At 58.7% G+C, this 24,933-nt stretch carries 23 protein-coding genes; 9 read left to right on the top strand and 14 right to left on the bottom strand.

The window, feature by feature from the left end; all coding sequences use genetic code 11:
* Both AC1ECN_RS19350 and AC1ECN_RS19355 read right to left on the bottom strand, forming a co-directional pair.
* Nucleotides 1-531, bottom strand: a 531-nt coding sequence (locus AC1ECN_RS19350) for an ABC transporter substrate-binding protein (RefSeq protein WP_477953840.1), incomplete at its 3' end; no start/stop codon positions are given.
* A 57-nt stretch (nt 532-588) separates the two neighbouring features.
* Complete coding sequence (locus AC1ECN_RS19355; RefSeq protein WP_018068442.1) at nt 589-2,232, bottom strand: ABC transporter ATP-binding protein; 1,644 nt, start codon at nt 2,230-2,232, stop codon at nt 589-591.
* A gap of 217 nt (nt 2,233-2,449) precedes the next feature.
* Between AC1ECN_RS19355 and AC1ECN_RS19360 the strand changes: the two genes are divergently transcribed.
* The gene (locus tag AC1ECN_RS19360; RefSeq protein ID WP_018068441.1) at nt 2,450-3,118 is read left to right on the top strand and encodes a FadR/GntR family transcriptional regulator; all 669 of its coding nucleotides are present in this window, start codon (nt 2,450-2,452) and stop codon (nt 3,116-3,118) included.
* A gap of 150 nt (nt 3,119-3,268) precedes the next feature.
* Here the strand turns inward: AC1ECN_RS19360 and AC1ECN_RS19365 are convergent, their stop codons facing one another.
* A complete protein-coding gene (locus tag AC1ECN_RS19365) occupies nt 3,269-4,138 on the bottom strand; it encodes a LysR substrate-binding domain-containing protein (RefSeq protein WP_018068440.1) in 870 nt (289 codons plus the stop codon).
* A gap of 107 nt (nt 4,139-4,245) precedes the next feature.
* Here AC1ECN_RS19365 and AC1ECN_RS19370 point away from each other — a divergent pair, with 107 nt between their 5' ends.
* From AC1ECN_RS19370 to AC1ECN_RS19395, 6 genes are all read left to right on the top strand, one after another.
* Entirely contained in the window at nt 4,246-5,454 is a 1,209-nt protein-coding gene (locus AC1ECN_RS19370; protein WP_024323561.1) for a four-carbon acid sugar kinase family protein, read from the top strand.
* A complete protein-coding gene (gene pdxA, locus AC1ECN_RS19375; protein WP_477953843.1) occupies nt 5,451-6,425 on the top strand; it encodes a 4-hydroxythreonine-4-phosphate dehydrogenase PdxA in 975 nt (324 codons plus the stop codon). The genes AC1ECN_RS19370 and pdxA overlap by 4 nt, the downstream gene beginning before the upstream one ends.
* 11 nt (nt 6,426-6,436) lie before the next feature.
* Entirely contained in the window at nt 6,437-7,165 is a 729-nt protein-coding gene (locus tag AC1ECN_RS19380) for a nitronate monooxygenase family protein (protein WP_477953845.1), read from the top strand.
* 78 nt (nt 7,166-7,243) lie between these two features.
* A complete protein-coding gene (locus AC1ECN_RS19385; RefSeq protein ID WP_024323563.1) occupies nt 7,244-8,422 on the top strand; it encodes a DSD1 family PLP-dependent enzyme in 1,179 nt (392 codons plus the stop codon).
* Complete coding sequence (locus AC1ECN_RS19390; protein WP_018068435.1) at nt 8,422-8,847, top strand: RidA family protein; 426 nt, start codon at nt 8,422-8,424, stop codon at nt 8,845-8,847. Before AC1ECN_RS19385 ends, AC1ECN_RS19390 begins: the two co-directional genes overlap by 1 nt.
* A gap of 19 nt (nt 8,848-8,866) precedes the next feature.
* Nucleotides 8,867-10,189: an NAD(P)/FAD-dependent oxidoreductase gene (locus AC1ECN_RS19395; RefSeq protein ID WP_018068434.1), complete on the top strand. Its 1,323-nt coding sequence runs from the start codon at nt 8,867-8,869 to the stop codon at nt 10,187-10,189.
* A gap of 34 nt (nt 10,190-10,223) precedes the next feature.
* Here AC1ECN_RS19395 and AC1ECN_RS19400 read toward each other — a convergent pair whose 3' ends face one another.
* The 5 genes from AC1ECN_RS19400 to AC1ECN_RS19420 form a co-directional block, all read right to left on the bottom strand.
* A complete protein-coding gene (locus AC1ECN_RS19400; protein WP_130673819.1) occupies nt 10,224-11,498 on the bottom strand; it encodes an NAD(P)/FAD-dependent oxidoreductase in 1,275 nt (424 codons plus the stop codon).
* Nucleotides 11,499-11,561: 63 nt separating this feature from the next.
* A complete protein-coding gene (locus AC1ECN_RS19405; protein WP_018068432.1) occupies nt 11,562-12,038 on the bottom strand; it encodes an Lrp/AsnC family transcriptional regulator in 477 nt (158 codons plus the stop codon).
* A 64-nt stretch (nt 12,039-12,102) separates the two neighbouring features.
* Nucleotides 12,103-13,431 (bottom strand): aspartate aminotransferase family protein, encoded by a 1,329-nt coding sequence (locus AC1ECN_RS19410; RefSeq protein WP_024323565.1) that lies wholly within the window; start codon nt 13,429-13,431, stop codon nt 12,103-12,105.
* Nucleotides 13,432-13,526: 95 nt separating this feature from the next.
* The gene (locus AC1ECN_RS19415) at nt 13,527-14,684 is read right to left on the bottom strand and encodes a phosphotransferase enzyme family protein (RefSeq protein WP_477953848.1); all 1,158 of its coding nucleotides are present in this window, start codon (nt 14,682-14,684) and stop codon (nt 13,527-13,529) included.
* 246 nt (nt 14,685-14,930) lie between these two features.
* A complete protein-coding gene (locus AC1ECN_RS19420; protein WP_018068429.1) occupies nt 14,931-15,599 on the bottom strand; it encodes a haloacid dehalogenase type II in 669 nt (222 codons plus the stop codon).
* A gap of 358 nt (nt 15,600-15,957) precedes the next feature.
* Here AC1ECN_RS19420 and AC1ECN_RS19425 point away from each other — a divergent pair, with 358 nt between their 5' ends.
* Both AC1ECN_RS19425 and AC1ECN_RS19430 read left to right on the top strand, forming a co-directional pair.
* Nucleotides 15,958-16,950, top strand: coding sequence for an ornithine cyclodeaminase family protein (locus AC1ECN_RS19425; RefSeq protein WP_018068428.1), 993 nt, complete (start codon nt 15,958-15,960; stop codon nt 16,948-16,950).
* On the top strand, nt 16,950-17,927 hold the full coding sequence (locus AC1ECN_RS19430) for a threonine/serine dehydratase (protein WP_172643717.1): 978 nt from the start codon (nt 16,950-16,952) through the stop codon (nt 17,925-17,927). The genes AC1ECN_RS19425 and AC1ECN_RS19430 overlap by 1 nt, the downstream gene beginning before the upstream one ends.
* Nucleotides 17,928-18,021: 94 nt before the next feature.
* Here the strand turns inward: AC1ECN_RS19430 and AC1ECN_RS19435 are convergent, their stop codons facing one another.
* From AC1ECN_RS19435 to AC1ECN_RS19460, 6 genes are all read right to left on the bottom strand, one after another.
* Nucleotides 18,022-18,858 carry a GNAT family N-acetyltransferase gene (locus AC1ECN_RS19435; protein ID WP_020397317.1) on the bottom strand — a complete coding sequence of 279 codons (837 nt, stop codon included), beginning with the start codon at nt 18,856-18,858 and terminating at the stop codon, nt 18,022-18,024.
* A 237-nt stretch (nt 18,859-19,095) separates the two neighbouring features.
* Complete coding sequence (locus AC1ECN_RS19440) at nt 19,096-19,449, bottom strand: cupin domain-containing protein (protein ID WP_018068425.1); 354 nt, start codon at nt 19,447-19,449, stop codon at nt 19,096-19,098.
* 118 nt (nt 19,450-19,567) lie between these two features.
* Nucleotides 19,568-21,076, bottom strand: coding sequence for an NAD-dependent succinate-semialdehyde dehydrogenase (locus AC1ECN_RS19445; RefSeq protein WP_029768303.1), 1,509 nt, complete (start codon nt 21,074-21,076; stop codon nt 19,568-19,570).
* A gap of 489 nt (nt 21,077-21,565) precedes the next feature.
* Entirely contained in the window at nt 21,566-22,561 is a 996-nt protein-coding gene (gene eutC / locus AC1ECN_RS19450; RefSeq protein ID WP_130673821.1) for an ectoine utilization protein EutC, read from the bottom strand.
* The gene (gene eutB / locus AC1ECN_RS19455; RefSeq protein WP_024323570.1) at nt 22,561-23,544 is read right to left on the bottom strand and encodes a hydroxyectoine utilization dehydratase EutB; all 984 of its coding nucleotides are present in this window, start codon (nt 23,542-23,544) and stop codon (nt 22,561-22,563) included. Before eutB ends, eutC begins: the two co-directional genes overlap by 1 nt.
* The gene (locus AC1ECN_RS19460) at nt 23,537-24,925 is read right to left on the bottom strand and encodes an NAD(P)/FAD-dependent oxidoreductase (RefSeq protein ID WP_130673822.1); all 1,389 of its coding nucleotides are present in this window, start codon (nt 24,923-24,925) and stop codon (nt 23,537-23,539) included. The genes eutB and AC1ECN_RS19460 overlap by 8 nt, the downstream gene beginning before the upstream one ends.
* Nucleotides 24,926-24,933 lie beyond the last annotated feature (8 nt).

Below are 24,933 nucleotides of genomic sequence, written 5' to 3' on the forward strand. Positions count from 1 at the left end.
AACCTGCTCCATGCGCCAGGTGATTTCCGTTGGCGAGACCACAGTGAGGTCGCGCACCAACGAATGGCCGCCCGTACGCCAGGCGCGGAATTTCGGATTGGTGATCAGTTCAAGGGTGAACTTCACGTCCTCAGCCGTGAAGGGATTACCGTCATGCCAGTGCACATCGTCACGCAGGCGGACGCGCCAGCTCAGGCCATCCTCCGAGATGCCGCCGTTCTTCTGCGTGGGAACCTCTAGCGCAAGATTGGGCTGGAGAACGCCGCCTGGATCCATGCGGAAGAGGGCGTCGAAGAGTGAGAAGTGGACCRCATCGTCCGTTTCGATATGGGCCATCAGCGGATTGAAGACGGTCGGTTCCTGCGAAAGCCCGACCACGACGCGACCCGCAGGCTTCTTGTCGGCGGCCCGGGCAATGTCAGGCTTGCCTATCAGGTTGGGAGCGGCAAAGCATGCAATGCCGCCGGCTGCCATCAGGCGCAGTGCGTCGCGCCGAGAAATGTTGCTTTTGGTCGTAGAGTCATTTGTCATTTTATTCCCTCTCTTTTGCTTATTAGGCAGCGACTGCCAGGGGTGAATTGAACCTTCTCAAGTGCCTCTCCGTCGTTCTCCCGGAATTGCAGCGACAAGTTCACGGGTGTAGTCCGATTGCGGTTTCAGGAAGATCTGAGACGGCGGGCCGCGCTCGACGACCCTGCCCTTCTGCATCACTGCGATTTCGTCACAGATCTGACTGGCGACACGAAGGTCATGGGTGATGAAGATCATTGATACGCCCGTCTCGCGCTGGATTTGGTCAAGCAGCTTGAGGATCTGGGCCTGGATCGACACGTCAAGCGCGGAGACTGCTTCGTCGGCAATCAGTAGCTTAGGCTTGAACATCAGGGCCCTGGCGATGCCGATGCGCTGGCGCTGCCCACCCGAGAATTCGTGCGGGTAGCGGCCGAAGGCGCCGGCATCGAGACCGACGTGGGAAAGCAACGCACGGGCCTCTTCGCGCGCCTGCACGTAGGGCATACCATGTGCGACAGGCCCGACTGTCAGTATTTGACCAATCGTGGATCGCGGATTGAGCGAGGCAAAAGGATCCTGAAAGATCATCTGAATTCGAGGGCGCAGCGGCCGGAACTCGGATTCCGAAAGCTTGACGATATCCTTGCCCTCAAACAAGATCTGACCGCTGTCGCTGTCCTGAAGCTTGATCAGAAGCCGGCCCAGCGACGATTTTCCGGAGCCGCTTTCGCCGACAATGCCGAGGGTGCGGCCCGTAGCCAACGTGAATGAGGCGTCCTTCACCGCAGGCACGACACGCTGGCTACCGAACAGCGCGCTGCCACTGCGATAGGTCTTGCACAACCCATTGACCGTCAGGATCGTCTCGTCGCTCGTCTGCGCCTTGAACTTTCTGTCTTCGCCCGTGAGGTGCGGAACGGCCGCGATCAAGCGCTTAGTGTAGGGGTGGCTGGGGGATTTGAGAACCTGATCGACGCTCCCCTGTTCGACAATCCGCCCCTTCTCCATAACCACGACGCTGTCGGCAATTTCAGCCACAACACCGAAGTCATGGGTGATGAACATGACGCTCATATCCTTGCGACGCTGAATGTCACGGATGAGCTTCAGGATCTGCGCTTGCGTGGTGACGTCAAGGGCGGTGGTTGGTTCGTCTGCGATCAGAATGGTCGGCTCAAGGGCCAGCGCAATAGCGATCATGACGCGCTGCCGCTGGCCACCGGAAAGCCGGAAAGGATACTGGTGGTACATCAGCTCCGGATCAGGCAGGCCGACTTCGGTCAACAATTCAAGGGCGCGCGCACGCCGCGAGGCCTTGGTGCCCACTCCATGGGCCGCCATCACTTCAGCGACTTGGTCGCCGACCGTCATCAGCGGGTTAAGCGCCGAAAGCGGATCTTGAAAGATCATGGACACGACACGGCCACGCAGCTGGCGCAGCTTTTTTGCCGGCGCGCCGACTATGGTGGTTCCATTGAGATTGATCGCGCCCGATGAGACCGGAATGATCTTGGGCAAGAGCCCCATGATTGTGTTTGCAGTCACCGACTTGCCCGAACCAGACTCACCGATAATGCAAAGGATCTGACCACGCTTGAGGTCGAACGAGACATTTTCGACGGCATGGGCCCGTTCCATGCCTTTCGGCAGGTCGACAGTGAGGCCGCGCACCGTAAGCGCTGCGTCGCCCGCTGTAACGGCCTCTGTCATAACGGCCATCGGTCTATCTCCTTTATCTACGCAGCGTCTCGATTGAAATTTTGTCGCCGATTCATGCATGCTGCCGCACAATCTCTTCGAGCAGGTGCACAGCTCCTGGACTCGACACCATTCGCTACCAATCGGCGTTGGTTCGATGATCAATATAAGATTGGTATTGCCATTGGTGTCAATATAGATCAAATTGGTTTCGCAAAATAATTATTGTGGAGGTCACATGAGCGTGGTGTTGAAGGATTTCATTGAGGCGGAAGGCCTAGAACCAGGCGATCGCCTGCCCCCCGAACGTGACTTGGCGCTGAAACTCGGGCTGCCGCGTACCGCCCTCAGACGGATGCTCAGTTCGTTGGAGAAGGAAGGCCGCCTTATCAGGCACGTTGGCAGAGGCACCTTTATCGCCGGCAGCGGCGTAGGCTCCAGCGCCCTTCGCCGGCCGGCAACCAATGAAGGAGACACATTGCGCACCTATCCGGCGGAAGTGTTTGAGGCCCGACTGATCATTGAACCCAAGATCGCTGCCTTGGCAGCGTTACGGGCGACAAGGCAGGAAGTCGAAGAAATGCAGAAATCAATCGCACGAGGCAGCACGTCGGAATCTCTAGTTGATTTCGAGAAATGGGACGCCGTCTTTCATCGCATCATCGTCCAAGCCGCTCGTAACGGTCTTCTTGCCTCGCTCTATGAAGGCATTCACGCAGTACGGGCGGGAAACCTCTGGGGAAAAATGAAAGAACAGTCGCTGACCTCTGAGCGCATGGCGACCTATATCGTCAGCCATCAGGCGATTCTTGACGCCATCAAAGACCGCGACAGCAGAGAGGCCGAGCGAAACATGTACGACCATATCATCGAAGCCAGAGCAAACATACTCGGCCCCAGCATCTGAACTTGGTCAGAGCGATTGGTATGTTAGGCACGGCGTCGCGTTGTCCGCTGCGGCCGTCTTGGCTGCGATCTCCACCATGTCGCTCCTCTAGCCACACTATCTCTCACGTAGCGGAGCATCCGCCTCAAGGTACTGACCAGACTGCGCGCTTCAGGGACCAAACTGCCGTCGAATCCAGGAAAGGAAGTTACGTTTCCTAGCATCGCCTTCGAACGGGAGGCGGCTCAAAAGGATGTAGCTGTATCCGTTGCCGGAGTAACCCCGCGGCGCCACCAGTTGCCCACTTTCTACAGCATCGGCTACCAACGGCTCTGGACCGATTGCAGCACCTAAGCCAGCGATTGCCGCCTCAATGCTCAGATAAAAATGTTCGAATACCTGGTTCCCGGGTGGATTTGGATCTGCGAGCTGATTGTCGGCGATGTATCGCGCCCACGCGTCTCGCCGCGTGGCCGCATGAATGCGAGGCAAGGAGAGAATATCATTGCTGTCGGAAGCCAACAGGCGTGGCGCGCATACGGGGCCGACACGTTCTTCGACGACCGTTTCCACAAAGAGCTCCGGCGACCAGCTAAAATCGCTTCTCCGCAGCGCTAAATCAATATGATTCCTGTCGAAGCTCACCGGACCGCCAGCGGCCAATACATGAACCTCGACATCTGGATGAAGTGCATTGAATTGTGGGAGGCGAGGGATCAGCCACCGCTGCGTGAATGTCGGCTCGCATGAGACCACCAGCGGCGCCGAACCGCCAACTCTTATTTCCTCGCAACAATCGCTGATCTGGCGAAGCACCTCACTCATCGTACCAAGGAGGCGTCGCCCTGCGTCGGTGAGGAAAACGGCCCTGTTTCTTCGTTCGAAAAGATCTACTCCAAGGTCTTCCTCCAGTAAGCGGATTTGCTTGCTGATGGCGCTGTGCGTCACAAACAATTCATCGCCGGCGCGCCCGAAATTCAAATGACGTGCAGCGGATTCAAAGGCTCTCAGTGCGGATAATGCAGGGACTCGTGCGGCCATATCTGTGACTTGAAGTTACGGATTTCTGTCAGAATTCATCGTTTTTTTGTCAGAAGCAATAGCGCTAATAGTCTTTCGTCACATTGAGAACCGACGGGAGAGCGATTTTGAAGGTAGGAATTCTCGCCGACGATCTGACGAGCGCAACGGATGGCGCCGCGCCATTCGTGAGCATGGGGCACAGATGCTTTGTCTTCAACGATTATCAGCCATCGTCTCTACAAGATGCTGCGATTATCTCCCTGAACAAGGCAAGCCGGGCAGGATCCATTGAGGACGCTGTCGATCGGGCGACGCTGGCAGCAAAAAGCCTGGCGTCCGCGGAGATCCTTTACAACACGGTGGATTCCACCATTCGAGGCCACGTCGGAGCTGAAGTATCTGCTGCACGTGCGGCATCCGGTCGGGCTGTTGCAATCGTCGCTCCGGCCTTCCCAGCGGGCGGGCGAACGACTGAAGGAGGGCGTCAGCTTCTGCGTGGCGTGCCGTTGGAGAAGACCGAATTTGCGATGGACCCGCTGCATCCTATAACAGACTCTCGTCTTCGGGCTCTGTTCCGGGATATTCCAGACGCGGAAGTGCGTTTTCTTGGGCTTGAGGAAGTTCGCGCATTAAAGTCCGGCGAACTTGTCGCGAATGGCAGCAAGTTACTGATAGCCGATGCAGCAACCCAGGACGACCTGGCACTGCTGGTGAAATCGGCGGCCGATCCAAAGTCCATTCTTTGGTGTGGTTCTCCGGGACTGGCGACTGCGTTGGCGGACTATGTTGGCCCCGCTGACATCGCACCGTCGACCCCCACGGCGGCGCTCAATCTCTTCGTCATTGGCAGCGTCAACCCTCTGAGCCGCGAGCAATGCTCAAGGCTGATGAGCACTGGCAACGTGCGCCAGATCGTGGTCGACGCCGAGCAGGCGTCTCACTCTCCCCTTCTCGCGGCCGAAAGCGCCGTTGCGCAATATAGCCAATCTGGGTCTACCCGAGATGTCATTCTAACAACGTCTGAGCGCGGCACGCCGGCCGAGCCTCGATCCATCGCAATCGCTCTTGGCCAGGCGGTCCGCATGCTTCTGGAGCGTAATCCCGTGACCGGGCTCTTCGTGACCGGCGGCGACACTGCCGAATCCGTCTTGGGCGTACTTGAGATTGGTTCGCTCGAACTTTTGGGCGAGATCGAGCCTGGAATTCCGGTCGGACGTACGAGCGGATCGCATCCCATGCACATCATCACAAAAGCGGGCGGCTTCGGTTCGTCGAACGTGCTGCTGAAATCAGCCGAATTGCTTCGGGGCCTCTGGCTTGGAGAAAAGAAATGAAGAAGCCTATCGGAATAACCATGGGCGATCCTTGCGGGATCGGCCCGGAAATCGTCGCACGCATTTTTGCGGACGGACTGCCTGAGCACGCGCTGGTGATCGGCGATGCCAAGGTGATGGAGCGTGCTGTCCGAGCCCTCGATCTTCCGCTTCAGGTGCAGCCCGTCACTTCCGTCGATGAGGCTGTCTCAGACCGCAAGCTCATGGCCGTTCTCAACGTTTCGGATCTACCTGACGATTTGCCGATCGGTCAGGTGGATGCGCGCGCTGGCCGCGCCAGCTACGACTATGTTGTGAGGGCGATCGACGAAGCGCTGGCAGGCAACATCAGGGCGATCGTTACCGCGCCGATCAACAAGGAAGCGATGAAAATGGGGGGGCTCAATTATCCCGGCCATACTGAAATCCTTGCAGAACGGTCGGGGACCGACAAGTTCGCGATGATGCTGGCAAACGACGAATTGCGTGTCATCCTGGTCACGATCCACGTGTCGTTGCGAGACGCCATTGACCTCGTGACGCAGGAATCTGTGCTCAGGACGATCGAATTGGCGCACAGGGCAGGTAGGGCATATGGCATCGCCTCGCCCCGCATCGCCGTCGCCGGCCTCAATCCCCATGCCGGTGAAAACGGCATGTTCGGACGCGAAGATCTCGACATTATCGCGCCCGCGATCAGCCGGGCCCGGGAACTTGGAATAAACGCGTCCGGTCCATGGCCAGGAGACACTATTTTCATGCGAGCCCGCAGAGGCGAGTTCGATATCGTCGTTGCGCAATATCACGACCAGGGCCTCATTCCGGTCAAGTATCTCGGCATCGACAGCGGCGTCAACGTCACCATCGGCTTGCCCTTCATCCGGACCAGTGTCGATCACGGCACCGCATTCGACATCGCGGGCCAAGGTACGGCCGACCATTCCTCACTTCGCTACGCCTTCGATCAGGCGCTGCTTCTCAACGCAATCTAGGAGCGCTTTCGATGCCCCAGACTTCTCCCGACTTCATATTTATGTTGACCAACCAGGACCGCACTGTTGCCGACGCGGCCGAGCGCCTCCAGGATGTGCTTGCCGCCGGCATCAGACATGTGGGGTTCARGGATATTGGCCTGCCATTCGATAAACTCTTGGGCCTTGCTTCGGCAATCAAGGCGGGGGGTGCCACGCTCTACCTCGAAGTGGTCAGCCTCGACGAAGAGAGCGAGCTACGATCCGCGCAGGCCGCGGTCGAGCTTGGCGTCGACATCTTGATGGGTGGCACCCGACCACATGTCGTTCTCCCAGTTATTGCTGGGCGAAACATGGGGTACTATCCGTTCCCCGGCAAGATTGTCGGTCATCCGAGCAAGCTCGAAGGGACGATCGACACAATTGTGGAAAGTGCCCGGCATTTGACGGCGATCAACGGTGTCAGCGGTCTGGATCTGCTCGCCTATCGCTTCGGCGGCGATGTCGAAGCGCTGATGACGCGGGTGTGCGAGGCCGTGGCCAAGCCTGTGGTCGTTGCCGGATCGATCGACAGCCCTGAAAGGATGGCGGCGGTCGTACGGTCTGGTGCTGCAGGCTTTACCATCGGAACGGCGGCTTTCAATGGCGCTTTTTCCGGCAGTGCCGATCTGCGATTGGAGATCGAGGCGGAGATCAACGTTCTTGAGCGGATTCAAGCTGACGCTGGCTGGATTGCACCATCAGAATTAACGCGTACCTGAATCGAACCTTCACCAATCATTAATTGCCGTCTTTAYGATTGGGCGACAAGGTGAGTTTCGAAATTGGAGACCCGACAAATGGATCTAGCGACGTTCGCCCCCTCCCCTGGCTTGGCAGCAACGACCACTCTTGAGGCGCTGGAAACGCCCTGTCTGGTTCTGGATGCGGACCGGATGGACCGCAATATCAAGCGGCTCAGGAACCGGCTCGATGACCTCGGCGTGTCGCTGCGACCGCATCTGAAGACGGCGAAGTCGATTGACGTGGCCCGGCGGTTGATGAGTGCGCCAGAGGGACCGGCAACCATCTCGACGCTGAAGGAAGCGGAGCAGTTCGCGGCCGCTGGCGTTCGCGACGTGATCTATGCGGTCGGCATCGCTCCTTCAAAGCTCGCGCGTGTCACCGATCTGCGCGCCAAGGGCGTCGATCTCGTGGTGGTATTGGATACCGTCGAACAGGCGCAGGCGGTTGCCGAGGCGTCCCGAGACGCCGGAATGCGGATCCCAGCCATGATCGAGATCGATTGCGATGGCCACCGCTCGGGTGTTGTGCCTGGCAATCACACGCAGTTGCTGGAGATTGGGCAGACGCTGGCGGCAGGCGCGGAGCTGCGTGGCGTTTTGACCCATGCCGGCGATAGCTACAAAGGTGGAGACGACGAGGCGCAGCAGCGCTATGCGGAGGCGGAGCGGTTGGCCGTTGTTGAAGCCGCCCAGCTTCTTCGTGGTGCGGGTCTGCCGTGCCCGGTCGTCAGCGTCGGTTCGACGCCGACGGCCCATCATGCGAAGGATCTAACCGGCGTGACCGAAGTCCGCGCCGGGGTGTTCGTGTTCTTCGATCTGGTGATGGCAGGCATCGGCATTTGCCAGGTCGATGACATCGCGCTCAGCGTTCTTGCGACGGTTATCGGACACCAGCGCGAGAAGGGTTGGATCATAACCGATGGCGGATGGATGTCTTTGTCGCGGGACCGCGGCACCAGCAGGCAGGCCATCGACCAGGGTTATGGCCTCGTCAGTGGCATCGACGGCAATGCCTACCAGGACATCATCGTTGCCGACGCGAACCAGGAGCATGGCATCCTCGCCGTGCGGCCCGGCTCGAACGCTCGCCTTCCCGATTTGGCGATCGGAGACCGGGTGCGGATCCTGCCGAACCACGCATGCGCAACCGCTGCGCAGCACCCCGTCTATCATGTTGTCCGCAGTGGCTCGCATGCCGTTGAGGCTTGTTGGCCGCGCTTCGGGGGCTGGTGATGTCGAAGGTCATAACCGTAAACACCGATCGCGCGCCCAGCCCTGCCGGTCATTATGTCCAGGCCAAACTGGCGGGCCAGCATCTATATATATCAGGGCAGCTCCCGATCCGGCCGGATGGGGCGCCGCTTTCCGACGATAGCTTCGAGACGCAGGCGGGGCAGGCCATCGACAACATGCTGGCGGTCCTGGAAGCCGCAGGCGGAACCCCGGACGATCTCATCAGGGTGACCGCCTACATCGTCGGCGTCAGCAACTGGCCGCGCTTCAACCAGGTTTATGCAGCGCGGCTGGGAGAGGCGCGCCCGGCGCGCACCGTGGTTCCGGTGCCCGAACTCCACTACGGCTATCTCGTCGAGATCGACGCGATCGCCGTGCTCGCGCAAGACGCTCCTGCGCGGCAGGCAGAAAACAGCTCCGACTAATCAATTCAGGTCAGCCACGATGTCACCACTTCTCAAAAGCATACAGAGCGATCAAGAGCTTCCCGCGAAGGCCGACGTCGTCGTCATCGGTGGCGGCATTATCGGTGCGTCGGCGGCATTTTTTCTCGCAGAGCGGGGGCTCTCCGTTGCCTTGGTCGAGAAGGGCTATATCGGCGGTGAGCAGTCCAGCCGAAACTGGGGCTGGTGCCGCCGGCAGAACCGCGATGAGCGCGAACTGCCGCTCTCGGGAATTTCCATGCAGGCGTGGGACCAGTTCGCAGCCAAAATCGAGGAAGACGTCGGCTTCCGCCAATGCGGTCTGTTCTATGCGACGGACAACCCGCAACAGCTGGCGGAATGGGAACAATGGCTTGATCTTGCCCGGCAATTCAACGTCAATACCAGGATGCTAACTGCCCGGGAAGCGCATGACAGAATTCCCGCGCAAGGCCGCCGCTGGATCGGCGGCGTGCATTCAGTCGATGATGGCAAAGGCGAACCCTCCATTGCAGCGCCGACCATCGCGAATGGTGCCCGCAAGTTGGGAGCGACTATCCACCAGGAATGCGCTGCACGGGGTCTCGATATCGTCAATGGTGCAGTTGCTGGGATCATCACCGAAAAAGGGATCATCAGGTCGCAGGCCGTTCTCAACGCCGGCGGTGCGTGGACCTCCTTGTTCTGTCGCCAGTACGGCGTGCAGTTCCCGCAGGCATGCGTGCGCCAGACTGCAATTCGTACACGACCCACAACCAATCTCGGAGAGGCGATCTATACGCCTGAGTGCTCGCTGACCCGCAGGTTGGACGGCAGTTACACGCTTGCTATCAGCGGTAGGGCGACGTTGGATATCACGCCACAGGGCCTGCGCTACGCGCGCTGGTTCATGCCGATGTTTCTGAAGCGACTGAAAGCGGTCCAGATTGGCGTTGGCAAGTCCATGTTCCATGGACCGGAAGCTTTGGCGAGCTGGAACAAGGATACGCCTTCGCCTTTCGAGCAAATCCGTGTTCTCGATCCAAGACCGAGCCGCCGGACAATCGCCGCTATCCTGAAGGGCGTCACCGAGCAGTTCCCGGCGCTTGCGGGTATCGAAATCGCTGACAGTTGGGGCGCGTATGTGGATTGCACACCGGACGCAGTACCCGTTGTCTCGGCGTCTGATCATGTGAGCGGCCTTTATTTGGCCGCGGGCGGTTCCGGCCATGGCTTTGGCATTGGCCCGGGCATCGGCCGCCTCGCCGCTGATCTGGTTGCTAACGATAGGCCTTGCGTTGATCCCACGCCCTTCCGGCTGTCGCGCTTCTTTGACGGCTCCCGAGTCGAGGTCGGCGGGCTCTGATCATGGCGGACGACGAGGGTAGGACAAGAAGTCCCTAGCCGACGCTGTCCAGCATCTTGTAATACATGCCGACCAGCGGCAGGAACCAGGGGGTTCCGAAGTGCCCCGGGACGGCCGGCCATTCGAGCCCCTTCATCGGATTGCGGTCAGGCCGGCCGAGGATCGCGTCGGCGACCAGCATTCCGAGATGGGTCGAAAGCTGGGCGCCATGGCCGGAGTAACCCATGGCGTACCAGACGCCGTCATGACAGCCGGCGCGCGGGAACCGATCCTTGGTTATGTCGACGAGCCCGCCCCAGCAATAGTCGATCTCGACACTGGCGAGTTGCGGGAAGATTTCTGCGAGGCTTGCCTTTAGGGTCGCTGCGATCTTAGGGTCCGACCCGTGGTCGGAAGTTGCCGAGAAGCGCGCGCGGCCTCCGAAGATAAGCCGGTCGTCGGGCGAGAGCCGAAAATAGTTGCCGATGTTCTTCGATGTGACGCAGGTGCGGTTGCCGGGCATCGTCGCCGCGATCTCCGCTTCGGTCAGCGGCCGCGTGGCAATGATGAAGCTGCCTACCGCAATGATCCGGCGCCGAAAATAGCCGAAGGTCGAGGGGGTATAGGCGCCGGTGGCAATAAGCACCGCATCGGCGGTGACGCTGCCGCGGCCGGTTTTCAGATGATGACGGCGGTCCGCCTGCCGATGGCCCGTGACGGCCGCGTTCTCGAAGATCGTCGCGCCGTGACGCTTCGCTGCCTCGGCGAGCCCTATGACGTAGCGACCCATATGCATCATCGCGCTCTTCTTCGAGAGCATCGCGCCGTGGAAGGGCGAGCCGATTTCCTGCTTCAGGTCGTCTGCGCTTAGCAACGCCGTGTCCGGATCGACTTCGGCGTGCACGGCTTCGAAGTTGCGCGCGATCGCTTGGAAATGCTGGGGCTTGGAGGTGAGCTTCAGCTTACCGGTGCGGCGGAAGCTGCAATCAATTCTCTCGTCTTGGATTAGAGCCTCGATCGTGTTGATCGAGTCGTCCAGCGCCTTGTAAAGCGCAATCGCGCGCTCCTTGCCAAGCTCCGCCTTTGCCGCCAGATAGCTATGCGCAAGTCCGTTGTTCAAGTGACCGCCATTGCGGCCGGAGGCGCCCCAACCCACCGCCTCGGCTTCCAGAACGACGACTTTGGCACCTGCCTTTGCGAGCTGCCGGGCGGCGCCAAGACCGGTGAAGCCGCCGCCGACCACGGCGACATCGTAATGGCCATCGATCGGACCCTCTTCGGCCCCGGCAAAAGCCGGAGCAGTGTCGTGCCAGTAGGATAAGAACTTCATGGTGGCGCGCCTTGTCTCTAGAGGTTGGATCGCCCGAAGAAAGGGCGAGGAGTTTATCGGAGCCTATGGTTGAAACAGTTTCGTCAGCGGCAGTTGCGCCCTGCGGATCGGCGATTTCAGCACGACGTAGCTGAAATACTTGTCAATACCGACGTCCAGCTCAATCAGCCGCTCCATGATCTCCTGATATTCGCCTATGCCGGTAGTCACGAATTTCAAGAGATAGTCGTAGCCGCCCGAGATCACATGACACTCGATGAGTTGCTCGATCTTCTCGATAGCGGCGAGGAAGCGCGCAAAATCGGTCTGCCGGTGGTTCTTCAGCGTGACCTCAGTAAACACCAATAGCGCCTGCCCCAACTTGGCGACATTGATCTGCGCCGTGTAGCCTTCGATATAGCCCTCCTGCTGCAGCTTCTTGACGCGCATGAGGCAGGGGCTCGGCGATAGGTTGACAACCTCAGCAAGCTCCACATTGGTCATTCGACCATTCTGCTGCAGCACGTGCAGGATCTTGATGTCTGTCCGGTCGAGTTTCATGGACTTAGCTTTCGGTGATAAATGGAACGATCCGGGTCGGCTGCCGAGGCGGTCGATGTTACACCTACGCAACGACCTTCCTGAGCGCGGACTCCATGGCTTCGAGAAACCGATCCACGTGCTCCGCCTGACAAATCAGTGGCGGCCGAACTTTCAGCGTATCCTCGTTGGCGCCAGTCGTGCTGATAAGAACGCCATCTTCACGCACCAGGTTTACAATCTCCAATGCCATGGCACGCCGGCTGGCCTCTCCCGTTCCATCCAGCCCGATGTCGATGCCGAAGAACAGACCGGCATTTCGAATGCCGCGGATACCGCCGTGCAGCTTAGCAAGATGCTCCAACCCCATTTTCAGGCGTTCGCCCATGGCATGCGCATGCTCGGGGATGCGATCTCTGTGCAAAATGGTCAGGACGGCGTCAGCGGCCGCGATCCCGACGGTATTGCCGCCGAAAGTGTTTGAGTACCGGGCAGTCGCGCCAAAGCGAGCCATCGGTGCCTTGCGACCAACAACCGCGCCGATTGGAAATCCATTGCCCATAGGCTTGCCGAGAGTGACGAGGTCAGGCACTACTTCGTGACGCTCAAAACCCCACATGTGTGTGCCCGTCCGTCCAAATCCTGGCTGAACTTCATCGGCAATCACGAGGCCACCTGCTTCCCGCACCGCTTTAACTCCATCGGCGATGAAGCCAGGAGGGTCAACCCAGACGCCGTCGCTGGAGAAAATCGTGTCGATGAGAAGGGCCGCGATGCCTATCCCACGCCGGTTCAAATCAGCGATTGCGGAGCGAACCTGTTCTTCAAAGAACGCCGCAGCTTGCCGCTCGGGTATGCCCGAGGGACCGTGCAACGACACCATGCGCACGGCAGGGCTGAGCTTGATGGCATCGCCCAGATTAGGCGACACCATCGCGGTGGCCGTACTGGTGCCGTGATAGGCATGGGAAGAGACGATCACGCCCTCGCTGCCGCTGGCCAGCCTTGCAATCCTGAGTGCCAGGTCGTTCGATTCGCTCCCCGTGCAGGTAAAGACAACGCGGTTCAGTTCCTGGGGAAAGGTGGCCACAAGCCGTTCGGCATAGTCGACTAGCCTCGGTTCAAGATAGCGCGTGTTTGCGCTAATTCGGCTGGCTTGTTCTGCCATGGCAGCGTTGATCTCTGGGTGACAATGCCCGAGAGAGGGCACGTTGTTGTAGAAATCGAGATAGGGACGTCCGTCCGGATCGAAGAGCCACATGCCCTCGCCCCGAACGAAATGAACCGGCCGGCGATATTGGAGCCTGTAGGAAGCTCCCAATACGCTGTCGCGCCGGGCGATCAGCTCAGACTCCCGGGGGGGAATTGTGGCTTCCCCGGGGGTGAAGCGGTTGGGCATGAGATCTGTGGACATAGCTTTGATCCTGCTTAAGTTTCCATCCGCGAGAAGGTCGCGGCTTACCGTCCTGATGACCAAGGCGAGTGACGCAACGTTTAAGTGCGGCCGGGCTAAGGTCCTGCGCGACGCACAGCCATATCGGCCTCCCCTACGCTTAACGCCGATAGGATAGAGAGCCCGCGTTCGGCCCTGGTCACGTTTTTCTTGATATATGCCGCCTCGGCCGGAAACAGCTCGGCTCTCCAGTAGTTGATGAGGATGAGGGCGCTTTGGCGCGCCTTCATCAGTCCGACCAGCAGTTTCGCCTCAAGCGTGGAAAGCGGAGCCACCGAAGTATAGCCGGCGATGAGATTTTCTGAGCCGCCGAGAGCCAAAGATGGGTCGGTTACCAAGTGGCTTGCAGCAACCACGAGATCCTGAATCCGAGGACCCCAGCAGCCATCGCCGAAATCGATGAACGCGATACCCTGACCGGCCAGGAGCGTGTTGAAAGGGCTGGGGTCATTGTGCGTGACCTGCCATGCTACCTCGCGCAGTTGCGGCTTGATGAGCTCGACATAATTGCCCATGGCAAGACGCACTGAGGCCGCGACAGGCTCTGATTGCAGATGCTCCTCCAGKTCCAATAGCCTCGGCCAGCATCCGACATGCCAAAGTACCGGGCGATGCATGGCGGGCAGCTTCAGAGGCTCGAGCGCCAAACTGAGCCTGCCAAGCGCCTGGCCGACCCGGTAGCGGACGTCCGGAGTTGCGTTCACCTGGTGCAGCGGCACCCCTGAAAGTCGGGTCTGCAGGTAGCCGCAAATCTCCTCCTCTTCGAACATCAGCGTACCGGCGCCGGTACGCAGCAGATGAGGTGCTGCGAAACCGGAAGCGCCTTCCAGCCCTGCAAGGGCCGCAACCTGGAAGCGGAAACTGTCTCGTCCTTCCGGCCGCGCTGACGTTTTGAGGATCAACCGATCGCCGCTCAACAGAGTGACCTCGGCGGTACATTCCACTTCCGAGGACAGAACCCTGATCGTCCCCGTCAAACCGTAGTGGCGCAGTAGCAGCTCACCGGACACGTGCGCATCGGCAGGGCTCGGCTTAGTCCCCAGAATAGCGGCAGCGCCCCTGAAATATGCTTCGGTGAATGGCTCGCCGAACGACTGGTTGCCGTCGAGATGACCCGCGCCGTCGTCTGGAACCGTATCGTTACAAGCACCCACGATTGAGACCCTCGCACTGTTTGGAGCCGGACGGCAATGGTCAAAAACGACCGTCCGCATGGCATCCAGTCCGCTGCGGCCAACCTCCGTGAAGGATGGCGATGCTACTGAAGGCGCTGGAACCACTGTCCCCGCCTTCAGCACGATTGTCCTGGCCCCGGCATTGTTACCTCGCCCCTGCCGGGATCCATGAACGCGCCGCCGAACACGGCGGCACCGCAATGCCCTCGGCCCTTTACCCTCCGGCAAACCGAGGTTCGCTGTCGGACCGGTGGCAGAGAGATTTTCAGATGTATTCGGGCTTCCTTAAAGCCCGACAACGCCCGGCAAGTCAGAGATGCCGGCAATCTCGGTGTAGCCGTAATAGGGATTGGCCGGCTCGTGACCGCGATTGACCCAGACCTTGTTCTTGATCCCAAGGTCGTGCGCGGACATAAGATCGTAACGGAACGAAGAAGAGCAATGCAGTATGTCCTCCGGTCCGCAGCCAAGCATATCGAGCATATATTCGAAGGCCCGGAAGTGCGGCTTATAGGCCTGAGCCTCTTCGGCGGTGTAAACCGCGTGGAAAGGCGCGCCGAGCTTCTCGACGTTAGACATGATCTGGGAGTTCATTGCATTCGACAGGATGACCAGCGGAATTTCCTTTGCCACCTTGGCAAGACCGGCCGGAACGTCGGGATGCGGGCCCCAAGTGGGAACGCGTTCGTAAACCATCTGCGCGTCTTCGTTCTTGAACTGGATGCCATTGCGTTTGCAGGTCCTCGCCAATGCGTTATGCACGACCTCCGCATAGGGCTTCCAGTCGGCCATGACTTCATCAAGCCGGTACGCAGAGAAGTCGGCGATGAACTGCAGCATTTTCTGCTCGCTCATACGCTCGGCGTAGAGATCGCGTGCCGCCTCCGCCATCTGAAAGTTGATCAGCGTGCCGTGGCAATCGAACGTGATGTATTTCGGGCGGAAAGTGGTCATGCGCTTCGTCCTTGCTTTGCGGGGAGCTGTTTAAGTTATGACCAATCATAGCCCGGCGCTCGCATCCGAATTGCCCGGAGATTGCGGAACATCAGCACAAAATGCTGGAGGGAAACATCATTTCCCCTTGTGAGTGCCGGGTCACAGTGATCCGCGGTGGCGGGATAGTTCCAACACACCGCCCAAGCTTCGAAAGCGCATGCCGGTACTCTCTGCCAAAATCGCCATGCGATATAAAACAATCTGCTTGAGGCCCCGCGGATACGGCCAATAGAAATACAGCGGGCCCAATATGATTAGTGYAGATCAGGTCGTGATGCGCCGAGGCATCCGATGAATTGAAATAGAGAGGTCACGCATGAAAACGCTGCTGCTCAAGAAGAATGACGTAGGACGGCTTATCGGCATGACGGAGGTCATTGGCGCGGTCGAAGAGGCTTACAAGGCCTTCAGCAGCGCTCAGGTGGAACAGCCCGACTATATCGGGATTCATCTGCCCTCCCGGCGTGGCGAGATCGACTTCAAGCTTGGCTATTATAAGGTCGCTGAAATCATCTCTATGAAGGCGCATTCCGGAGGGTTCACCAACAACCCGGTAGAACACGGCGTGCCGAACAGCATGGGCACCATTCTCCTGTTTGATGCAAAGAGCTGTGCGTTGATTTGTATCATGGATGGTAGCTTGATCACTGGCCTCAGAACCGGGGCGGCGGGAGCCGTCTCCGTCAAAGCACTGGCGAGAAAGAACGCCAGGACGATTGCGTCGATCGGCACAGGCAATCAGGCAAGAATGCAAATCCGTGCGATCAACGAGATCTTGAAGATCGAAGAGATCCACGCCTGGGATAGCACCTACGAAACAAGTTCCAAATACAAGGCGGACATCGAGCGCGAATTCGGCATTCCCGTCACCGTCGCAAGCTCGAAGAAGGAGGCGGTCGAGCGGGCCGACATCTTGATCACAACGACCCGAGGGAAAGGGTCGCTTGTGGAAGCGGAATGGGTAAAAACCGGTACACACATCGTTGCGATCGGCACGGATCAACGCGGCAAACAGGAGCTGGATCCGGAACTTTTCCGAAATGCCAAAATCATCGTCGACTCGCTTTCACAATGCACGGAAAAGGGCGAGACTTGGCACCCGCTGAATAAAAACATCATTACCAAGGACGACATCCACGGCGAAATCGGCGAGGTATTGTTGGGGAGGAAGCCGGGACGAGAAAATGATGACGAAATCACTATTTTTGACTCCACGGGGATGGCCATACAAGACAATACGACAGCCAACAAAATCTATCAGAACGCAATAGCCAACAACGTCGGCGCTTTCTTCCAGTTTTTTGAGTGATGACCATGCGCAACTACCCCACCATTCAAGACATTCGTGAAGCTCAGGAACGGCTGAAACCGCACATCAGGCACACGCCGCTATTGCGCGCGGAAAAGATGGAAAGCGCCGCTGGTTGTCAGCTCTATCTCAAGCCGGAAACCCTGCAGATTACGGGTGCATTCAAAATTCGCGGTGCCCTGAACAAGGCTCTCTCGCTATCGCGGGAAGAGATCGCGAACGGCATCATCGCAACGTCGTCGGGCAATCATGCCCAAGGGATTGCCTATGCTGCCAGGTTGCTCGGCGTAAAAGCAATTTTGGTGCTTCCGGTCACCACGCCCAAAATTAAAATTGAAAACACAAAGGCACTCGGGGCAGAAGTCATTCTTTTCGATGGCGACACCGCCGCCAGGTGGAAAAGGGTGTATGAAATCGCTGAAGAAAACAAATACGCAGCTGTTCACGCTTTCGAGGACCCCGTCGTGATGGCCGGCCAGGGCACGATCGGCTGTGAAATACTGCAGGATCTCGCCGATGTAGATACGGTCATTGTTCCCATTGGCGGCGGCGGGCTAATCTCGGGAATCGCGACTGCCATCAAAGAATCGAAACCATCAGTGCGCGTCATTGGGGCGGAACCCGCCCTGACGCCGAAGTATTTTCAGAGCCGTATAAACAAGGAGCGCACATCGCTTCCCTTGAAGAACACTATTGCGGATGGGCTGAGGATAAGCGTTCCGGGCCAGAATCCTTTTCCGATTATCGAAAAGTATGTGGACGAGATTGTTCTTGTTGAAGACGAGCATATCATTGCCGGGATGCGCGCTCTTGCCAAGGACGCGAAACTCATTGCTGAACCCGCCGCATCCATCGGCGTGGGAGCGCTGTTGGCGGGCGCCATAGATGTCGAGCCCGACGAAAAAGTTTGTGTCGTGTTGTCTGGCGGAAACTGGGATCTATGCGACCTTGCCGAGATATACAATGCGGAGAGGTGATCGCCACTCGCGATCACCTCGGAGTACAGACATGATTATTATGTTTCGCCCAGAGACAATGGACGTGCAATCAACGGACTTCCGCCCGACCAAGTCAGCCGATAGCCTGGCTGGCCAGGCAGAAAGTCTGAACCGCTGGTGTTTGAGGGTGGCCCGCAGCACCTCGAACCATCGCAACGACTCCATCCGCTTGAGGTAGCCCCCACCCCTTGAGCGACGACGAAAGGCCCGTCTGTTCAGGGATGTCGATCCGTACGAAGCGACCCTCCTTGCCTGAGAGGATGAATGCGAGCAAGTCCCTCGCCTGTTCGAAGTTTTCCGCAACGACCGGCCCGACCACTTCGCCCTTTCCGAACAACCGCGTCGACGCGAATGCGACGATACGATCATCGTTCCGAATGACCGCGAACCTTCCCTCCTTCGACAAGACATCGTTTAATGCCTCGCGGGAGGCGCCGAACGCCGCACGATCGAGCGCTTTGATTGCCGGCAGGGCGTCGGGCCCGACCCACTCAACATTTTCAGAAGCATCGATGCGATTGACGATGCCTTGGTGGCGGACGATCTGATGTGTCGCAACAAAGCCCAGCTTTTCGTAAAGCGGCAAGCCGTCACTCGTCGCCGTCAAACGGCATTGGCGATCGCCGGCGAGTTCCAACACGGCGGTGGTCAATTTTCTTCCCAATCCCCGGCCGCGCTGGCTTTCGTCGACAATGATCATGTTGATGGCTGAGCAAGTGTCTCCGAAGGGAGTCATGAGAGCTGTTCCCACGACCCGGTCGCCAGCGAGTGCAACGCGCCCCTGGCTCAGCGACCATATCATTACCCAGTCTTCTCTCCTGTGAGCCCAGCCCGCCGCACGCGAAAGCGCCACCGCATCATCCAGATGGTGAGCCTCGAAAGGCGCAAGAACGACGGATTCCGTTTGCATGAGTTCATCCATTTCGTGGGTCTCTGCGCTCACCTCGAAAGAACAGCGGCGGGTTTTGGTGGCACAGGGGCGTAAGATTGACGTCTAGGCCGAACCGCGACAAGCTTGGCATATAGGCCTTCGAGTTTGGAAGTCGGCATGGGCGGATAAACCGCCCATCCAGTTTCGGGTGGAAGCATCTGAAGGCCTTGCCTGCCGGATTGCTCCGTTTCCGCCCCGTCGCCGAGAGTCCCGTGATCAGGTGACGGTGACGAAGATTTTTCGCACCGTCTCTATGGTCTTCCAAACGCCGACATAGCCGGGCTTCATCACGAAGCTGTCGCCTGCACGATATGTGACAGGCTCCTTTCCCTTCTCGGTCAGTTCGATGACACCGTGGACGAGATGGCAAAATTCAAAAGTCTCACCCTTGATGGAGTGCGTTTCGCCGGGCGTGGCCTCGAAGACGCCGGTATTGACTGTGCCGTCCTTGGCGGTGTCCTGCAACCATGTCTTGAACGCGGGGCTGCCCGCGATTAGGCGATCCGGTTCTGCAGTTTTATGCTTCGGCTCGAACAATGGATTCGGGTCGATGGTTTTCAGTAGCGACATTTATCTCTCCTAGGTCTGGCTTCAGCCACCCGCGTCACCTTTGGATGGCTTTGAGCCGGCTTGACTTCCCCACGCCATTACCATGGCATAGCGAAACGTACCTGCGTTGATCGGGCCCCTACCAAGCGGCGGCGATGTATTTCGTTTCGAGATACTCGAGCATGCCGTGGTGGCTGCCTTCGCGTCCGAGGCCGCTCTGTTTCATGCCGCCGAACGGCGCGGCAGCGTCGGAAACGACACCTCGGTTAATTCCCACCATGCCGCTTTCCAGCCTGCCAGCGACTGCGAGCGCGCGCTTGAGGTCCCGGCTAAAGACGTAGGATACCAATCCATATTCGGTGTCGTTGGCTAGTTCGACGACCTCGTCTTCAGTATCGAACGCGATGATTGGCGCGACCGGACCGAAGATTTCTTCTCGAAGTATCTCAGCATCGGCAGAGACGTTGGCGAGGACGGTCGGTAGATAATAGAAGCCCTCACCGCTCAATCTGCTGCCACCGGTAACCAGGTGGGCTCCCTTGGCGATAGCGTCGTCTACCAGGCGCTCGACCTTGGCCACCGCGGCTTCGGTGATCAGTGGGCCAAGCTGCTTATCCGCGGCCAGGCCTGGTCCTACTTTGAGTGCGGCCATCTCTTCCGCGAAACGACGCGTGAAGTCAGCCAGAATCCTCTTTTGCACGTAGAAGCGGTTCGCGGCTGTACAAGCCTCACCGCCGTTGCGCATCTTGGCGATCATTGCGCCGGCGACAGCGGTTTCCAGATCGGCATCATCGAACACGATGAAAGGCGCATTGCCGCCCAGTTCCATTGAACAACTGACGACTTGGTCCGCCGCCTCGCGCAGCAGGATCCTGCCAACGCCTGTCGAGCCGGTGAACGACAGCTTCCGTACCCGCTTGTCATGCAGCATGGCGCTGACCACAGGGCCTGCTTTCTTCGTGGTAACGATGTTGACCACCCCGGCGGGAACACCTGCCTGTCGCATGAGTTCTCCGATCGCCAGCGCCGTAAGAGGGGTCTCGGCTGCGGGTTTCAGGATGCAAGTACAACCCGCGGCCAACGCGGGAGCAATTTTGCGCGTAGCCATTGCTGCCGGAAAGTTCCAAGGCGTTACCAATACGGCAATACCAATCGGCTCATGGCTCACGATGATCTGGTTCGCGCCGGAAGGTGCAGGTCCGAATTCACCGGGAGATCTTACCGCCTCTTCGGCATACCAGCGGAAAAACTCGGCCGCGTAGGCGACTTCCGATCTTGCGTCGGCAAGTGCCTTGCCATTTTCAACTGTGATCAGTCGCGCCAGCCATTCTGCCTGTTCGAGGAGAAGGTGAAAACACTTCATCAGAACGTCCGAGCGCCGGCGCGGCGGAGTTGCTTTCCAGGCCGCAGCCGCCTTTTCCGCCGCGTCGACGGCCGCCATTGCGTCCGGGATGTCGGCGTCACAGACGGTGGCGATTGCATCAGCAGTCGAGGGATCGATCACATCAAAGGTCCGGCCGCCTTTCGCGGCGACCCATTGGCCGCCGATGAACAGTTGGCTGGGAGCATCGCATGCTACAGCAGCCGCCTGCGATGGAGCAACACGGGTTGTTTCAAGTGTTGGAGTTGTTTTCACGTTCACCACCATTCGCTACCAATCAGGATCGTCATGCGATCAATATACAATTGGTTTCGAGATTGGTGTCAATATAGATCAAATTGGTTGCGCAGATTATTTTCCATGCTCCAAGACTGGGGATGCGGTGATAGGGCTAAGTTCGTTGACGGAACCCCGAGCGCACCAGCATTTCATGGTCGGTGGCAGCATTAATGCGACAAAGCCACAGCTGCTATCGGTCGGTGACAACACGCAGACGTCATGCCGACATTTGTTTTGCAGTCGGTTGATAATTCCAATGTCAGTAAGGGCCGGGCCGCTTACAGAGACGCTAGCAACGCGTTGCATCAATTTTCCGAGCCGACATCCTCAAGCGTATCCAACCGAGAAACTGCGGATGCCGCTCGAAAAAACGGCCGGGCACGAGCAAAGGATGCTCGGCCAACACGTTCTGTCGCCGGACTGCATTTCTCAACGCCCCCATATCAGGGGCGCTCGGCTGGCAAAGATCGCCTGCCATCAACTTTCGAAAAGCGTCCCCGCGCCGTGCGCTTCGGCGTGCGCAAACGCAAGCGTGGCAATGGCCGTGTCCTGAACACCGGTTCCCGTAAGATCGGCAATTGTGATCTCCGAGACACTTTTGCGGCCCGTCTTGGTGCCTGTGACAATCTGGCCCAGTTCCGCAAACTCCGTATCGCCCGAGACTAGGCCGGCTTCAATGGCATGGTGGAGTTCACCCAGTCTCCGCGTTTGTTTGAGGCTGTCGGCCACATAAACATCTGCGCGGGCGATGGCCATCGGGTCGATTTCATTCTTATGTTCCGCATCCGAACCCATAGCTGTCAGATGCTGCCCAGGTTCAAGCCAAGAAGCATCGACAATTGGCCGGTTCGCTGGTGTGGTCGTGACGATGATCTGGGACCCGGCGATTACCTTTTTAGGATCGTCAAACGCGGAAACTGAGAGGTTTCGTTTGCCGGCGAATTGTTCGACGAGCGACTGTGCCTTGTGAGGATCACGCGCCCAAACACGGATCTCTCGAACCGGCCTCACCAACATGAGGGCTTCAAGTTGCAGCCTCGCCTGAACGCCTGCTCCGAAGACCGTCACGATCGACGCATCCTTCTGCGCCAGATGGTTTGCCGCAACAGCGCCGGCGGCAGCCGTGCGAACATCGGTGAGATAGCCGTTATCCAGCAAAAGAGCCTGTACCAGGCCGGTTTTACTCGAAAGCAAAACCATCATCCCATTGGTGCTCGGTAGCCCGATCTTCGGATTGTCGAAGAAGCCGGGACTGATCTTGATGGCAAAGCCGCTTACGCCCCGAATATACGCCGTCTTCACATCGACTTCGCCCCTGCTGTCAGGGACGTCGAGACGCAGAATCGGCGGCATTTTAACTGCATTCTCCATCGCCAGCGCGCGGAAGGCATTTTCAACACAATTCACCGCATCGATGTCGAGCGGTACGATCGACCTGAGCTCCGACTCAGTCAATATTCGTATTGTCGGCATTAGCTTCCCTCACCAATCGTATTGAGCCCGTTGACCACGTTCCTGTGCAACGCCATGTCGATGTTTCCGCCCGAAAGGATTGCCGCGATCGGGCCTTCAACGTGCGCCAATTTCCCTGAGAGCAGCGCAGCAATACCGACCGCGCCAGCACCCTCGACTATCTGACGCTCATATTCATAAGCGTGGCGTATGCCGGCCGCTATTTCACCCTCGTCGACGAGCACGACGTCGTCGAGAAGGATTTTGCACATTTGGAACGTCCAGACGTTAGCCAATCCGATGCCGCCACCGAGCGAATCGGCGAAGCTTCGATGCTCTTCGACCTGGACCGGGTGGCCCGCATCAATGCTGGCCTTCATCGCCGCTCCCCGCTCCATGGTAATGCCGATCACCTTGATCTCCGGCCGCACCGCCTTGACGGCCGCCGCGACACCTGCTGCCAATCCGCCGCCCGACACGGGAACAAGAACCGCCGCGACTTGAGGCATCGCCTGGACGATTTCAAGACCGAGGGTAGCCTGGCCGGCGATGATCCGGGGGTGGTCGAAGGGCGGGATCATGCTGAGGCCTTCCTCCGCGACCAGCCGATCAACCTCCTCTTGCGCATCATCTTGCGAAGACCCGACGATCCGCACGAATGCACCTAGCCGGCGGATTTCAGACACCTTGTTTTCGGGCACAAGTCGCGACATGCAAATGGTCGCGCGGGCGCCCATCGCCTGAGCGGCGTAGGACAGAGCGCGTCCGTGATTGCCGGTGGAAGCCGCGATAATGCCTCGATCGCGCTCGGACTGGCTGAGCTGCAGAATGGCATTGGTCGCCCCTCGAAGCTTGAAGCTTCCGGTCAGCTGGTGATGCTCCATCTTCAGGCTGACCTGCGTCCCGATCAGTTCAGACAGCGCCGCCGACATCACGAGAGGCGTGTCGCGGATATGCTTGACAATGCGCTCGCGCGCTTGCTCGATCGTGTCCAGGCTAATCATGTTTTTTCACTTGAAACGGGGCCTCACTATCTGTGATCCGCTGTGCTACGCTCTGCACCTCAGCTTTTCTGGCGACGGCGCAGCGTCTTTTTCTGTCGTGACGCTCATACAGCGAGTAAACAATGGGAATGAACCAGGGTTTGCCGTTAAAGAATGGCACGGCCCTGGGAGCTGCGTCGAAATCGAATGCGGAGCGCGACTGTTCCGCGTCGCCCAGGATCTTGAACGCAGCTTTCTTGCCTAGCCATCTGGCCCATACGACACCGGAGCCGCAATAGCCGGTCGCATAGACCGTATTCCCCCGCGAGAACATGCGAGGGATCATGTCGCGGTTCATGGCCACATAGCCGAACCAGCTGTGCGTAATGCCTATCCCTGCGAGTTCCGGGAAAAGCCTTGCAAGTTCGGTTTGCAAATGCCCAGTCGGAGCTGCCGGATCTCCCTCGGTCGTGCCATCGCGTCCGCCAAACAAGATTCGGGAACCATCGTGCGACGGCCGATAATAGTAGCTGAGCTTACGCATGTCGCCATACATCATGCGTGGCGGCATCAGCAGATCCATCATCTCTTTATCCAGCGCTTCGGTTGCAATGATCCTGCTGCGGACAGGAACAAGGCGTCGACGCAGCCACGGGTCGAAACCGTCGGTGTAGCCGTCAGTGCAGACAAGAAGCTTGCTGGCGAAGACATCGCCACGCTCGGTTTGAACTCGCACGCCACCAGCCTCGTTGACCGAGCCAAGGACCGCGGTATTTTCATGAATGACCGCGTTCGATGAGTTTACCAGGGCGATCATGGCCGCGAGCAGTTTTGCCGGCTGCAGACCACCGACATCCTTACGTACAAACCCTCCGATATAAAGGTCTGTCCCGATGAACTTCCGGACGTCGGCCCTTTCCACCGGATATGCCTCGACACCGAGGTTCTGTTGCAGGAAGTCTGCCTGACGACGGAGTTCTTCGGCCTCATCGGCGGTCATCGCGCCGCTAAAGACCCCAGACAGGGAGAAATCGCATTCTATATTTTCCTCTCTCAGGAAGCGCCAAAGATCCTCTCGGGCCGCCTTGCCTTCCCGGAGAATGGCTTGTGCCCTCTCCTGCCCGAACCGCTTGATGAGATCCTTGCGCCCCAGGCGGATACTTCCGCTGGCCATGCCTCCATTTCGGCTGGATGCCGCCTGGCCAAGAGCCTGGCGGTCGAACAGCTGGACATGCTTGCCGGCACGGGCAAGTTCGAGTGCGGCCGACAAACCGGTATACCCGCCGCCAACGATCGCCACATCACATGTCTTTTCCACGTCTCGAGCTGGCAGGGACGGCAAGCGGCAGTCCTCCCACCAGTAGGGCGTTGACTTGATTGGATGTCGTTGAGCTTGGGTCATGAGCAGCT

The sequence above is a fragment of the Rhizobium sp. 01N447_2 genome, from assembly GCF_056399245.1.